Origin of the sequence: Thalassobaculum fulvum, from assembly GCF_014652915.1 — a bacterium.
Classification (GTDB): Bacteria; Pseudomonadota; Alphaproteobacteria; order Thalassobaculales; family Thalassobaculaceae; genus Thalassobaculum_A; species Thalassobaculum_A fulvum.
The window spans coordinates 109456-122215 of the sequence record NZ_BMZS01000013.1 but is presented as its reverse complement, the minus strand read 5'-3'; the positions used below and the strand labels follow the sequence as shown (position 1 = coordinate 122215).

Annotated in this window: 11 protein-coding genes and 1 tRNA gene; 6 read left to right on the top strand and 6 right to left on the bottom strand. The window is 66.2% G+C overall.

Annotated elements, in window-relative coordinates:
• Positions 1-19 precede the first annotated feature (19 nt).
• The gene (gene aptA / locus IE246_RS24740; protein WP_189994768.1) at positions 20-1351 is read right to left on the bottom strand and encodes an omega-aminotransferase AptA; all 1332 of its coding nucleotides are present in this window, start codon (positions 1349-1351) and stop codon (positions 20-22) included.
• A 98-nt stretch (positions 1352-1449) separates the two neighbouring features.
• Entirely contained in the window at positions 1450-1929 is a 480-nt protein-coding gene (locus tag IE246_RS24735; RefSeq protein WP_189994767.1) for a hypothetical protein, read from the bottom strand.
• 154 nt (positions 1930-2083) lie between these two features.
• Between IE246_RS24735 and IE246_RS24730 the strand changes: the two genes are divergently transcribed.
• Positions 2084-2821: a dienelactone hydrolase family protein gene (locus IE246_RS24730; RefSeq protein ID WP_189994766.1), complete on the top strand. Its 738-nt coding sequence runs from the start codon at positions 2084-2086 to the stop codon at positions 2819-2821.
• 4 nt (positions 2822-2825) lie between these two features.
• Here the strand turns inward: IE246_RS24730 and IE246_RS24725 are convergent, their stop codons facing one another.
• Positions 2826-3716 (bottom strand): EamA family transporter, encoded by an 891-nt coding sequence (locus tag IE246_RS24725; protein ID WP_189994765.1) that lies wholly within the window; start codon positions 3714-3716, stop codon positions 2826-2828.
• Positions 3717-3875: 159 nt separating this feature from the next.
• Here IE246_RS24725 and IE246_RS24720 point away from each other — a divergent pair.
• The 5 genes from IE246_RS24720 (at position 3876) to IE246_RS24700 (ending at position 7597) form a co-directional block, all read left to right on the top strand.
• Positions 3876-3952, top strand: a tRNA-Met gene (locus tag IE246_RS24720).
• Positions 3953-4827: 875 nt separating this feature from the next.
• Positions 4828-5310: a helix-turn-helix domain-containing protein gene (locus IE246_RS28265; RefSeq protein WP_373297905.1), complete on the top strand. Its 483-nt coding sequence runs from the start codon at positions 4828-4830 to the stop codon at positions 5308-5310.
• Between the two features lie 30 nt (positions 5311-5340).
• A complete protein-coding gene (locus IE246_RS24710; protein ID WP_189994763.1) occupies positions 5341-5766 on the top strand; it encodes a DUF6941 family protein in 426 nt (141 codons plus the stop codon).
• Positions 5767-6476: 710 nt separating this feature from the next.
• Complete coding sequence (locus tag IE246_RS24705; protein WP_189994762.1) at positions 6477-6965, top strand: peptidase associated/transthyretin-like domain-containing protein; 489 nt, start codon at positions 6477-6479, stop codon at positions 6963-6965.
• A 20-nt stretch (positions 6966-6985) separates the two neighbouring features.
• The gene (locus IE246_RS24700) at positions 6986-7597 is read left to right on the top strand and encodes a ferric reductase-like transmembrane domain-containing protein (RefSeq protein WP_189994760.1); all 612 of its coding nucleotides are present in this window, start codon (positions 6986-6988) and stop codon (positions 7595-7597) included.
• Positions 7598-7634: 37 nt separating this feature from the next.
• On the opposite strand, the gene IE246_RS24695 is transcribed toward IE246_RS24700, so the two are convergent.
• From IE246_RS24695 to IE246_RS24685, 3 genes are all read right to left on the bottom strand, one after another.
• Complete coding sequence (locus tag IE246_RS24695; RefSeq protein ID WP_189994758.1) at positions 7635-8939, bottom strand: ferredoxin reductase family protein; 1305 nt, start codon at positions 8937-8939, stop codon at positions 7635-7637.
• 265 nt (positions 8940-9204) lie between these two features.
• A complete protein-coding gene (locus tag IE246_RS24690; RefSeq protein WP_189994756.1) occupies positions 9205-10728 on the bottom strand; it encodes an ABC transporter substrate-binding protein in 1524 nt (507 codons plus the stop codon).
• A gap of 176 nt (positions 10729-10904) precedes the next feature.
• A complete protein-coding gene (locus IE246_RS24685; RefSeq protein ID WP_189994754.1) occupies positions 10905-12749 on the bottom strand; it encodes an ABC transporter ATP-binding protein in 1845 nt (614 codons plus the stop codon).
• Between the last annotated feature and the right edge of the window lie 11 nt (positions 12750-12760).

The following is a 12760-nucleotide window of genomic DNA, read 5'->3' as shown; positions in this document are numbered from 1 at the left end:
CGACCCGCAAGCCCGTCCGTCAGTGCACCGTCTTCAGGACGTCGCCGACGGTGTCGACGATGAAGTCGATATGGCTCTTCTCGACGATCAGCGGCGGCGACAGGGCGATGATGTCGCCGGTGGTGCGGATCAGCAGCCCCTTGTCGTAGGCCTTCAGGAACGCGTCGAAGGCGCGTGCCGTCGGCTTGCCCGGGATGCCCGCGAGCTCGATCGCCCCGACCATGCCGATGTTGCGGATGTCGATGACGTGGTTGCCGCCCTTCAGCGAGTGCAGCCCGTCCTCCCAGTACGGCGCCAGCTCGGCGGCCCGCTCGAACAGCCCCTCGTCCTTGTACAGGTCGATGGTGGCGAGGCCGGCGGCGCAGGCCAACGGGTGGCCGGAATAGGTGTAGCCGTGGAACAGCTCGATGGTGTTGTCCGGCGCGTTCATGAACGCGTCGTAGATGCCGTCGCGGCAGAACACCGCGCCCATCGGGACCACCGCGTTGGTGATGCCCTTGGCGGTCGTGAACAGGTCCGGCTTGACCCCGAAATAGTCGGTGGCGAACGGCGCGCCCAGGCGCCCGAAGCCGGTGATGACCTCGTCGAAGATCAGCAGGATGCCGTGCTTGTCGCAGATCTCGCGCAGCCGCTTGAGGTAGCCCTTCGGCGGGATCAGCACGCCGGTCGAGCCGGCCACCGGTTCGACGATCACCGCGGCGATGGTCGAGGCGTCGTGCAGGGCGACGATGCGCTCCAGCTCGTCGGCAAGGTTGAGTCCGTGCTCCGGCTCGCCGCGGGTGTAGGCGTTCTTCGCCAGGTCGTGGGTGTGCGGCAGGTGGTCGACGCCGTTCAGCATCGGGCCGAAGGTCTTGCGGTTGGCGACGATGCCGCCGACCGAGATGCCGCCGAACCCGACCCCGTGATAGCCGCGCTCGCGCCCGATCAGCCGGGTCCGGGTGCCCTGGCCGATGGCGCGCTGGTAGGCGAGCGCGATCTTCAGCGCGGTGTCGACCGACTCCGACCCGGAGTTGGTGAAGAACACCTGGCTGAAGCCCTCGACCATCTGGGTCAGGCGCGAGGCGAACTCGAAGGACAGCGGGTGCCCCATCTGGAAGGTCGGCGCGAAGTCCAGCTTCTCGACCTGCTTCTGCACCGCCTCGATGATCGGCTTGCGGCGGTGGCCGGCGTTGCAGCACCACAGGCCCGAGGTTCCGTCCAGCACCTTGCGGCCGTCGGCCGTGGTGTAGTGCACGCCCTCGGCCTCGACGAACATCCGCGGCTGCTGCTTGAACTGCCGGTTCGCGGTGAACGGCATCCAGAACGGGTCGAGATCGTTCGGCTTGGTCTGATCGTTCGCCGCGAGCGCCATGGGTATCTCCGTTGATCGGCAGGCTTGTGGTTGTGGGATCGCGGCATCTTAGGGGGACGCACGAGCGCCGTGCAAACGGGATCGACGGTCCCGCGCTCTCAATCGAACCGGTAGCCGGGCAGCCGGCGCAGACAGTCGCTGATCGCCGCGATCTCGGTCTCCAGGTTCTGCGCGTAGGCCCGCCAGAAGAACTTGTCGTTGTCGATCCGCCTGATCCCGGCGACGTTGCCCGAGGCCTTCGCCGGGAACGGGTCGCGCCCGGCCCGGATGTCCCACAGCGCCTTCTGCTTCTCGGCGACCTGCCGTCCGAGCTCGCGGCGCGTGTTCTGGAGGATCCGCTCCTTGAAGAACGGCTTGTACGGCGCGTCGGTCCAGGCGAGCCGGCAGGTCATCGGGTCGAGCGTGACGGTGCCGATCCCGACGGTGTAGCGGATCGCGACGGCGGCCAGCACGACCAGGGCGATCACCGAGCATCCCTTGACGCCGAACAGGCGGCGATAGGGATAGTCGACGATCCGGTCGATCAGCCTGGGTCGGCGGGCCGTCCGTCCGTGCCCGCGGGTCGGTCTCTGCGCCACAGGGGCCCCTTCCGGCCGGGGGCGGTCGAGACGCTGGCGTCCGGCCGCCGGTTTCCTTCACCATAGCCGGCATCGGCGACGCGCAGAAGTGCGCCGCCGCCCCGTCTTCACCGACCCGCCGCCCCACCACGCTCTCCCACCCGAGGACCCCGCCATGCTGGAAGACACCCTGGACATTCCGACCGAGGACGGCGCCATGGAGAGCTTCGTGGTCCGCCCGGACCGCGGCGGCCCGTTCCCGGCCGTGCTGTTCCTGATGGACGCCCCCGGCATCCGCGAGGAGCTGCGCGACATGGCGCGGCGGCTGGCGACCGTCGGGTACTTCGTGGTGCTGCCGAACCTGTACTACCGGGCCGGCCGCGACTCGACGTTCGGCCCCGACGTCCTGGACAAGGACAGCCCCGAGTACACCCGCATGCGGGCGATCCGCACGAAGATGACAATCCCGCCGGTGATGGACGACGTCGCCGCCATGCTCGACTTCGTCGACGCCCGGCGCGACGTTCGGCCGGGCGGGGTCGGCGTGCACGGCTACTGCATGAGCGGGCCCTACGCGCTGGCCGCGGCCGCCCGCTATCCGGCCCGGGTCGCGGCCGCCGCCTCGTTTTATGGCACCTGGCTGGTCAGCGACGCCGAGGAGAGCCCGCACCTGACCCTCGGCAAGGCCAGGGGCGAGCTGTACATCGCCTGCGCCGAGCACGACGACCTGGCGCCGTTGCCGATGGTCGAGGAGCTGCGCGGGCTGTTCGAGGCCTCCGGCGCCCGCGGCGAGCTGGAGGTCTACCCGGACGTCCACCACGGCTTCGGCTTCCCCGGCCGCTGGTGCTACGACAAGCCGGCCGCCGAGACCCACTGGCAGCGCCTGCTCGCGCTGTACGCCCGCAATCTGTAGGGCGTCAGCGCCCCAGCGCGATCACGATCACCGACGGCACCACCACGCAGACCGCCGCGACCAGCCGGCCGCTGACCCGCTCGCGCCGGAACACCACGATGCTGAGCAGCATGGTGAACACCGGCGAGGCCGACACCACCGGCACCACCACCACGATGTCTCCGATCAGCAGGGCCTGGTTGAGCGCGGTGATCGCCAGCGCCATCGCCACCCCGCTGCCGACGAAGCACAGCACCGCGGATCGCGAGCCGAGCACCCGCGGCCGCTGCCGCCGCATCGCCTGGCCGGTCAGCAGCACCGCCGCCGACACCGTGAACGACACCAGCCCGGCGATGTAGGGATCCGGCACGGTGACCATGCCGATCTTCGAGAGCACGTGCGCCAGCGAGCGGATGGCGGCGGCGCCGATCGGCAGGGCCAGCGCCCACACCGGCCAGTCGGCGGCGACCCCGCCGCGGCGGCGCGACAGCACCACGATCGAGCCGACGATGCCGGCGGTGCCGAGCGCGGTCTGCCAGTTCAGAGTCTCGCCCAGCCACAGGATGCCGAGCGCGGTGCCGAACAGCGGCGAGGTCGAGGCCAAGGTGCTCGACAGGGTCGGGCCGAGATGGCGCACCCCGGCGACCGACAGGTTGGCGCTGAGCGCCGGCCGGAACACCCCGATCACGGCGAACACCAGGATGCCGACCTGGGTCAGCAAGGCCGGGTCGAGCAGGACCGGCGCCAGCAGCCAGAAGCACAGGGTCGAGGTCACGATCGAGATCATCGTGCCGCTGCGCGAGTCGAGCGAGCGCACGCCGAGGTACTGGAACTGGTCGCCGACGGCGAACAGCACGGCCGCGACCAGCGCGAACGCCAGCGGCAGGAGGTCGGCGGACAGGAGTTCGGCGGGCACGGGGCCTCGGGACCAGAAGGGGACGGCAGGAGGGGCGGCATCTTAGGGACGCCGGAAGCCGACCGGCAAGCCGCATGGTCGGCGAGCGTTGACACGCGCCGGGGGCGTGCGTATATCGACCGCCTGCCGGCCCTGCGCAAGCGGGGCGCCCGGTCCGGTGGCGGAGTAGCTCAGCTGGTTAGAGCAGCGGAATCATAATCCGCGTGTCGGGGGTTCAAGTCCCTCCTCCGCTACCACTTTCAAATCAGATACTTACGGCCTGCTTGTCACCTCACCGGTGAAGGCAATTTTACGTTTGGATTCCGTGATTTTTACAGTTCCTTGCCACTTGCTCATGCCGTGCGAACCACTGCACAAAGGTTTTCGAGCAAATGGGATTAACGAAACTTCTGCGTAAGGGCTTCGCCTCTCGCAAATCGATCCCGCGACAAGGCGCAGCTTCGCTAAGCGGTTCGACGTCAGGATCAAGCTGCACCTGACATCGGTGATGAAGGACAGGGTCGTCGCCACGGCCGGCCAGCGCAGCCAGACATTTAACGAGTATCTGTGCTCCACCTCGGACCGGGCCGTCGATGCCTACGGAGTTGTAAGTATCGCGGATACAATTCATCCGGCACACGACTGCTCCCGATAGCTAGACAACCGAAACTCGCTACTATCTTGGGATGCCCTTGCCAGAACGTGCCCTTCAGGCAATATGTTGTCGGTTCCTCAACACGCCTAATACTAGCATTAGGGGGATCAACATGGCACTTGAAATATGCTGCGTTCGGTATAATGTCAGTTCGGCAGTTGGTCGTTGACGAGGGTGCGCAAGCTGATCTCATTGAGATCAGGCGGTCGGACCAGCGCGCGGCCGCTGCAATCTTAACGGCGTTGCAGGAAGCTTCGAGTGGACCAGACGGCCTTGAGAGCCTGACAATCGATGGGTTCGAAAACGATTGGTATGAAGTCAGCTACGTCCGTTTTTTTGGAAAGGAAGGCCTGAATGTTTGGCGCCTCAAGGAAGGATTCCTTGAGGAAGGTTGGCGTGCGTATCGCGTAGTCTACGGAGTGGACTACGCGCGTGAATCGATAATTATTCTAGCAGTGGTGTCGAGGGATTGGAACTATGACAAGAGCGAAACAGATCCCCAGTCTGCGCGAATCAGAGCGGCCTACGAGCGCCACGGTATCTCAAATATCCCTCGGGGCTAAATTAACTTCGGTCACAAAAGGCCCGAAGGCGAAGATCTTTCACTATCCTACCCCACCGGCTCCGCCTGCGATAGACGGGGCGTTGGACATTGACACTTTGGTAGCGGAATTCGCGAAAGAGCCCGAAATGGCCGAAGCTCTTCGCGACGCGCGGCAGGAGTTCTCTAAAGCGATCGAGAAGAACGAAGGTGTCACCCTTAAATCTCTTCGCCTTCGAGCTGGGCTGTCCCAAATGGCCTTGGCCCAACGGCTCGGCACGTCGCAAGCATGTATGTCACGCCGAGAGAATGGCCGCGAAGCTTTCTCATATGACGCCGCCTGCAATTGGGCCGATGAGATCAAGGTTGATATGAATACATTTCGTGAGGCTACAAAGCAGCTGAGAATCTCAAAGTAAACTCTTCCAAAAATGCATAATATCCGCGCGATGAGCAAAGCCAGAAAAAAAACTCATCAAAGAATATTTTTGGATGTTCTGTTTTGTGACGATGTGCGCCAAGAAATTGGCGACAAAACAACTCTCGTTGGAATATATAAACAGGAGTTGATAGTTGATTCTTTTCCGGCCACATTGCCAAGACTCGCAATAGTTGTGCGCATAGGTATTGACGATAGGAATTATTTGGATGGTGGGAACATAAATGTTCATATTGGGAAGCGTTCAATTGGACCATTTGAGGTCGACACTGGAGAGAGAGTGCACCTGGAAGTCGAGAAGATGCTTATCGAAGCAGTAATTATTATGGATCAGATCGTATTTGATGAAGCGTGTGAAATTACAGTTACGTATTCAACAAAATCGGAAATATTGACCGGATTTAGCCTTATTGTTCGAAATGCAGACAAGTCATAGAGTGGCGGCGTAACGAGATTAGATTAAGTATTTGTTAAGGGAGCGCCGAAAAGCTATGTTCTCAAAAATGTGAATTTTGCTTGCTACCCATTTAATCTCAATAGCAGTCTCGCTACATGATCTACTGCGGCCCCAGCCCGGTCTGATTGATTCGATCGACGCGCCCGCTACAGTACTTTGCTACCGCTGCTGACGACCTGCCCATGCGGTCAGAATCAATTTCTTCGAGCAGCCCGACAACACACTCTCCCTGGCTGCTCTCGCCACGGACTTCACTCTCGGCAACAACGCCGGCGGAGTGATCACGGACCGTGCTGCGAGCGCGTCTGCAGGGGCGCTTGACAACCTTCCATTGGTCGCTGAGTTTTACAGTCGTCTGCTAAGTCATTGAAATCAATTATGTTAAGATCACGACATCTTACATTTAACTCCTTGAAAATTTGGACATGTCATTGGAATCATAATCCGCGTGTCGGGGGTTCAAGTCCCTCCTCCGCTACCAAACTTCTCTCTACGATAATTCGTTCTCTTGTGTCCTGGCGCTTCGGGCAAGTCGAGATCCATGGGTATTCGCGGCAGGCGAGCTTCGAATCACGAACCCGTGAGTGCGCCTTAACCGCCGCCCCGCCTCCCCTAATCTGTCGTGGAGTGCAGGCCATCTGCCGGCACCGGCTAGGCTAGCGAAAGTCTCTCACCCGCGGAGGATCGATATGACCCGCTCCCTCCTCACCCGCCGTTACCTGCTCGCCGCCGGTGGCGCCCTGGCGGCGACCGGGGCTTCCGGCCTGCTCGTCCCCGCTCAGGCGAAGGGCCTGGCGCCGACGCCGTCGATGCGGGGCGGTGCGAACAACTACCTGCCGGGCGCGCCGATCGTGGAGCGGATCGGCGGCGGCGGGTTCTGGATGTCGGGCACCGTGCGCCGGGCCGGCGACGGCGCGCCGCTGGCCGGCCAGCGCATCCAGATCTGGGCCCACACCACCGAAGGCTACGAGCGCGACCCGCACAGCCACGGCGCCACCCTCACCGACGCGAACGGGGTGTTCCGGCTGGAGATGCCGCAGATCGTCCCGGCCTTCGGCCAGCCGCACGGGCACCTCGCCTATGACAGCGGCGAGTTCGAGACCGTGTTCCTGCGCCCCGTCATGGCGAGTTCGAGCGACACCAGCCTGGAAGCGCATTTCGTCCTCAAGCCGGTTTGACGCAGGCCGATCCGGGAAGCATGAGGCTGGCCCGCCAGATCCTGATCTGGGCCGCCCTCGGGGCCGCCATCGCGGTGCCGATCGCCGCGGCGGCGGCGAGCCCGCTGCTCGCCTGGCGCGACCCGGTCTACATCGCCGCCGGGTTCGCGGGGATCGTCGCGATGGCTTCGCTGCTGCTGCAGCCCCTACTGGTCGGCGGCTATCTGCCGGGCCTGCCGGCCGCGCGCGGGCGGCGTGTCCATCGCGCGATCGGCGGCGTCCTGGTCGCGGCCGTCGTGCTGCACGTCGCCGGGCTCTGGGTCACCAGCCCGCCCGACGTGGTCGACGTCCTGCTGTTCCGGTCGCCGACGCCGTTCTCGGCCTGGGGCGCGATCGCCATGTGGGCGGTGTTCGGCGCCGCGCTGCTGGCCGCGCTCCGCCGGAAGCTGCGGATCCGGCCGCAGGCCTGGCGCCTCGGCCACACCGCGCTGGCGGCGGTGACCGTGCTGTGCAGCGTGGTTCACGCGCTGCTCATCGAGGGCACCATGGAGACGGTCTCGAAGGCCGTGCTGTGCGCACTGGTCGTCGGCGCCGCCGTGAAGGTGGCGGTCGACCTGAAACTCTGGGCGATCCGGCCGCGCCGGCGGGCGTAAGCCTGAGCAACCGGCGGGCTACCCCCGTCCCGCCCCCTCAGTGGAAGTGGAAGTCCTCGGCGATGATGCGCTCGGGCGGCAGGCCGAGGGCGGCGAACTGGCGGGCCATGTCGCGCACGAAGCCGGGGCTGCCGCACAGCATGACAGCCACGTCGTCGAGCGGCTGCACCGTCTCCATCACCCGGCTCGCGGTCAGCCGGCCGCGCTCGCCGCTCAGCCACAGCTCGTAGTCGACGTAGGAATCGGCCTTCGGGACGATCTCGCGGATCTCGCCGTCATAGGGCGCGTGGCTGGCGTCGCGGGCGACGTACCACAGCCAGATCCGCCGGAAGTCGTCGTTCGTCGTCTCGAACCGCAGCATGCCGAGGAACGGCGTGATGCCGATGCCGGCGCCGATCCACACCAGCCGGCGATGATGGGCATAGCGGTGCGGCGTGAAGCCGCCGAACGGTCCGAACACCTCGACCGGGTCGCCCGGCGCCAGGCTCGGCAGGTCGCGCGTGAAGTCGCCGACCATCCGCACCGACACCCGCAGGTCGCGCTCGGCCGGCGAGGACGAGATCGAGAACGGGTGCAGTTCGCGCCGGCTGCGCCGCGGCCGGTTGACGAACACGAAGGTGCCGGGCTCGTAGATCATGCGCCGGGACTGCGGCCGCAGCACCAGGTCGACGGCGTCGTCGGAACGCCGGTCCACCGCCCGCACCGCATAGCGGAAGCGCGGCGCGATCCAGCGGTACAGCACCACCCGGTACAGCCAGCTCGCGGCCCCGACCAGCACCAGTATCCACATCCAGAAGCGCAGCGGCTCGTAGGCGGTGATCGTCGGCCCGGCCGACAGCGCATGGGCCGAGGTCAGCAGGAAGATCGGTCCCAGCAGGCCATGCAGGGACAGCCAGGCCTCGTAGCGCAGCCGCCGGCTGTAGGCGAGCGCGGTCCAGGCGATCACCACCCACAGGATCAGGGCGTTGAAGCCCTCGACCATGTGCGACGACCAGAACGGCACCAGCAGGCCGGCGACCGAGCCACCGGCCTCGACTGCCGGCGGGACGTACAGCGCGACGTGCACCAGCATCAGGCCAATGGCGAGCGGACCGAGCCGGCGGTGCAGGCGGACCGCCCGGTCGAGCCCGCCGAACAGCGGTTCGATCGAGCGGCTGCGCGTGGTGGCGAGCAGCAGCACCGCCATCAGGGTGATCGACCACGCCGAGATCAGCAGGCTCGGCCCGAGCCAGGACAGGAACGGCTCGCCGTTCGGCATGGCCGCCCGGCCGGCGCCCCACAGCACCGTCGTGACCGCGAGGGCCCCGCCGACCAGCCACCAGCCCGGCGCGACCGACGACAACCACCGGCGCCGCCCCCGGCCCGTCGCCGAACCATCGGTCCCACGCTCCCCCGTCGTCCCGGCATCCATAGCCACCTCCCAGTCCGACGCGGCGTCGAACGCCAGTGCTTCCGAGCCGCCACCCTGCCGCAGCGACAGGGCACGCTTCGCTTCACCCGCGATCGACGGCCCCATTCGGACAACGCGAACGGCGGCGGCCCGAGGACCGCCGCCGCCATGCTTCAGACCCGGAGCATGGCCCCGGGCGACTCGACCGACGGAGCGACTACTCCGTCTTCTCGATGTTCCAGGCCACGAACAGCAGCGCGTTCGGGACGCCCTTCAGGGTGTTCCGCCACGCCACCGGGGTCACGAACTGGCCGGTGTTGAGGTACGGGATGAACTCGTAGAAGCGCTTCTGCAGCGCATCGACGATCTTCATCTGCTCCTCCTTCGTGCCGGCGTCCATGAACGCGGCCCGCAGGCGCTCGATCTCGTCGTCCTTCGGCCAGCCGAACCAGGCGGTCTTCGGGTCGCCGGTCGAGACCAGCGGCGCGTTGGTCAGCGGGCTCGACATCGGCACGCCGGTCCACCAGGTCGGGAAGATGTGCCAGCCGACCTTCGGATCGGTGTTCGGATCGTCGGTCTTGGCCCGCCGCGAGGTCAGGCTCGACCAGTCCATCGCCTGGGCATCGACGTTGACGCCGATCTCCTTCAGCTTGCCGACCATCACCAGGATGTTGTTGTAGATGATCTGCTGGTCGGTCGGCAGCATGACCACGATCGGGTCCTTGAAGTTGTAACCGGCCGCCGCCAGCAGCTCCTTGGCCTTCTCCGGGTTCGGCTTCATCCACGGCTCGGCATGGGCCTCGCTCTCGAGCGCCGAGTTGCACATGAAGACCGCGTAGCAGACCGTCTCGAACTCCGGGTTGCCGACCTGGGCGGCCAGGAACTCGCGCTGGTCGACCAGCAGCTGCAGGGCCTGGCGGGCCCGCACGTCGTTGAACGGCGGGTACAGGTGGTTCGGCCGGATGTGGCCCATTTTGCCGAGGGTGTCGAGAACCTTGACCGTGATGTTCGGGTCGGCCTTCAGCATCGGCATCAGGTCCAGCGGCGGGATCTCGTAGGCGTCGACCTCGCCGGACATCAGCGCCTGGGTCGCGGTGTTGGTGTCGGGGATGTAGATCCACTCGACGGTGTCCACCTTGGCGACCTTGCCGCCGGAGAAGCCGTCGACCGGCTCCGAGCGCGGCTTGTAGTCCTTGAACTTGCGGTAGACTACGCGGTCGCCCGGGACCCAGGCCTTGTCGTCGAACACGAACGGGCCGGAACCGATGATCGTGGTGACCTGCGTGTTCGGGTCGGTCTGGGCCTCCTCCTCGCGCATGACCGGCAGCGGCAGCGTCGGGTTGGCCAGCACGCTCAGCATCGGGCCGAACGGCTTCTCGAGACGGATCTCGAAGGTCTTCGCGTCGACCGCGACGATCTCCTTGACGCGCGTCATGAGCGCCTGCCCGTCGGCCCGCTTGACCGACCAGCGCTTGATCGACGCGATGGCATCCTTCGACTCGACCGGCGAGCCGTCGTGGAACAGCAACCCGTCCCGCAGCGTGAAGCTCCAGGTCAGGCCGTCGTCGCTGGTCTTCCAGCTGTCCACCATCTGCGGCTGCGGCTGCAGCTTGCTGTCCATCGAGAACAGCATGTCGTAGACCATGTAGCCATGGTTCTGGGTGATCGCCGCCGTCGTCCAGACCGGGTCGACGTTCTTCAGGTCGGCCTGCGGCACCACCTTCAGCGTGGTCTCGGCCATGGCCAACGACATACTCGCAAATACTGCTGCGGCCCCCAAGAGAGCCGTAACTCCCATCCTCGCGCGCCTCATAGCGGTCTCCTTCTGTTGAAATCCTCCGAGCAGGCTTTTCACTCAGATACTCACGGCGGGAACCGCACCGAACGCCGGCCGCCGCCTGCGGCCGGCCGGCTTGATCAGTGCGGCATGACGAAGTGCCCGGGGGACACTTCCTCGAGCGGCAGGGTCTCGGGCTCGAAACCCCACGGCTTGAGCGGGGAAGGAATCTCGTCGGTCATCAGGCGCAGGTCGGTCCGCCGCTGGCGCGGATCGGCGACCGGCACCGCCGACATGAGCTTCCTGGTGTAGGGATGTCGCGGATCCTCGAACACCGCCGCGCGCGGGCCGAGCTCGACGATCTGGCCGAGATACATCACGGCGACCCGGTGGCTGATCCGCTCGACCACCGCCAGGTCGTGGGACACGAACAGGTACGAGATCCCGAACTCGGCCTGCAGGTCCAGCATCAGGTTGACGATCTGCGCCTGGATCGACACGTCGAGCGCCGACACCGCCTCGTCGGCGACGATCAGGTTGGGGTTGAGGGCCAGCGCCCGGGCGATGCAGATCCGCTGGCGCTGGCCGCCCGAGAACTCGTGCGGGTAACGCCGGGCGTGCTCGGGCCCGAGCCCGACCCGCCGCAGCAGGTCCGCCACCCGGTCCTGGAGCGCCTTGCCCGAGGCCAGGTTGTGGATGCGCAGCGGCTCGCCGATCAGGTCCGCGACCGACAGCCGCGGGTTCAGCGAGGCGAACGGGTCCTGGAAGATCATTTGCATCTGACGGCGCACACTCTCCATGGCGCCGCGGCCGAGCTTGGTGATGTCGCGGCCGCCGAACACCACCCGGCCGCGGGTCGGCTCCTGCAGGCGCAGGATGGTGCGGGCCGTCGTCGACTTGCCGCAGCCGGACTCGCCGACCAGCGCCAGGGTCTCGCCGACGCCGAGGCTGAACGAGATGTTCTCGACCGCGTGGATCGCCGCTTTCGGCTTGCCCAGCAATCCGCCGCCGACCGGGAACCGGGTCACGAGCCCGTCGACCTCCAGCAGCGGCCCGGCATCCGCCGGCCGCGGCGCGGCGTCGGCCGCCGGCTTCGCCGCGGTCGCCGGCTCGCTCGCATCCCGGCCATATTCGAGGTTCGGGAACTTCATCGGCAGCGGCTGGCCGCGCATCGCCCCCAGCCGGGGCACCGCGTCCAGCAATGCCTTGGTGTAGGGATGCTGCGGCGCGTGGAAGATCTCCTCGACCGGGCCCTCCTCGACCTTCTCGCCGCGGTACATGACGACGACCCGGTCGGCCATCTCGGCCACCACGCCCATGTCGTGCGTGATGAACAGCACGGCCATGCCGATCTCGCGCTGCAGCGTCTTGATCAGGTCCAGGATCTGCGCCTGGATCGTGACGTCGAGCGCGGTGGTCGGCTCGTCGGCGATCAGCAGCGCCGGCCGGCAGGCCAGGGACATCGCGATCATCGCCCGCTGCCGCATGCCGCCGGACAGCTGATGCGGGTACTCGTCGAGCCGCTTCTCGGCCTCCGGCATGCGCACCAGATTCAGCATCTCCAGGGCCAGCTCGTCGGCCTCCCGCCTGGACTTGCCCTGGTGCAGGCGGATCGCCTCTACGATCTGGAAACCGATGGTGAACACCGGGTTCAGCGAGGTCATCGGCTCCTGGAAGATCATCGAGATCTCGTTGCCCCGGATGTCCCGAAGCACCGGCAGCGGCTGCTGCACCATGTCGACCACCGCGCCGGACTTGCGGCGGAACTCGATCTCGCCCGAGACGATCCGGCCGCCACCGAGCTCGGTCAGCCGCAGCAGCGACAGCGCCGACACCGATTTGCCGGAGCCGGATTCGCCGACGATCGCCAGGGTCTCGCCGCGGTCGATGTGCCAGGAGACACCGTCGACCGCCTTCACCACGCCGCCCTCGACCGGGAACTGCACCCTCAGGTCGCGGACGTCGATCAGTCGCTGCTGGTCCATGGCCGCGCCGC